This is a genomic window from Microcystis sp. M53602_WE12, from assembly GCF_030065455.1.
Lineage (GTDB): Bacteria > Cyanobacteriota > Cyanobacteriia > Cyanobacteriales > Microcystaceae > Microcystis > Microcystis aeruginosa.
On record NZ_JASJFB010000589.1, the window covers coordinates 1 to 1,282 of the forward strand.

Annotated in this window: 1 protein-coding gene; it reads right to left on the minus strand. The window is 42.1% G+C overall.

The genetic code is table 11. The features are described 5' to 3' along the window. Positions 1–1,067: RRXRR domain-containing protein (locus PX482_RS18790; protein ID WP_288122835.1), on the minus strand; the 1,067-nt coding region annotated here is incomplete at its 3' end. Between the last annotated feature and the right edge of the window lie 215 nt (positions 1,068–1,282).

The following is a 1,282-nucleotide window of genomic DNA, read 5'->3' on the forward strand; positions in this document are numbered from 1 at the left end:
CGAATTAACTGAATCTTGCTAACAGTTATCTGTCCCAATCGTTTCCAATTGGCATCGCTTACAGATAGCTGTTTTTCGGTATCTCCACTAACATAACCAATTCCTTTCGGAGAAGAAACTAAATCTCCTTTACGGAACCCATGTCCTGTGGTAGAGCCACCATATTTACGTCGTTTACCACCTGTAGAAAAAACCATCAGGTGAAGTTGACGACGACTAATAGGAGGACGTTTGATGACAGCAAAGGGAGCGTTCGTTACTTTAACATAACCCTTCCAATCATATCCATGACCATTAGAATTGTGAAATGGCCAATAATCTAAAAACTGAAAACAGGCAAGAGCAATGCCATCGTTAGCATGACTTTCTGGTGATTGTTCTGCTTTATTTTTGGACTTTTCTAGTCCCAAATATTTTCTGAGATTAGAGGTTTGCCAACCAAAGCGAGTATGGACTGTTGCCAATTGAGACAGTTGCTCAATTGCCCATTTCTGTCCGACCATAACCGACGAGAAACCTTTTCCAGACTTAGCTCCTTTTCTACCAGAAGTTAGATCAATATCGGCTTTGATGTACTCAAAGTAAATATCGGTAATTGGATAGATTTTGGTTAGTTCGGAAACGACTCGAAGTTCAAGTTGACGATTAGCTCTGATTGAGGGAGCTAATTTTCCTGTTCTTCTATTTGAGAATCGTTTTTGTCGATGCGCTCTTAGATTAAAAGAAAGTTGGCGGTTAATCCGTCTTCCTCTACGTCCTCTTCGCATTAAGCAGCGATTGTCCAGTCGTTCTCTTACTCGTTTAAAAGGAAGTTCTAAGTGAGCCTTCCAAAGAGTAAAAAGGGAGGATTGAACACCAATTCCAGAGAATAATTTACCCGGGTCAATACCAATAGCAATCGGTTGGGTTTTGTTATCGGAAGGTTCATCGGTTAGCTGGACATAGAAAATACCTAAGTCGTTGAATTTACCGATAGCTTTTCCTTCTTTAATCCACCGTCTGGCACGACTGGGTTTGGTGGGCATCAACGGTTTTCCGTCTTTTGAGATAACAGGAACTCTTGCCATGGAGATAATCCTTAAGAGTGAAGTTAAAGTCCCTTACCGCAACACAATCAAGATGTCTTGTCTAACAACGCTTTACCAATAAAGCTGAGAGGGAATCCGAACTAGGGAAGTATTCGGAGGTCTGTGCCAGATTGTGTCTCGATGCGGTAGTCTCTACTTGCGTCGCCTAAATTGGTTTAGGCAAGCCCCGTCCCTTTTAGGGCGGGGTTAGTGAC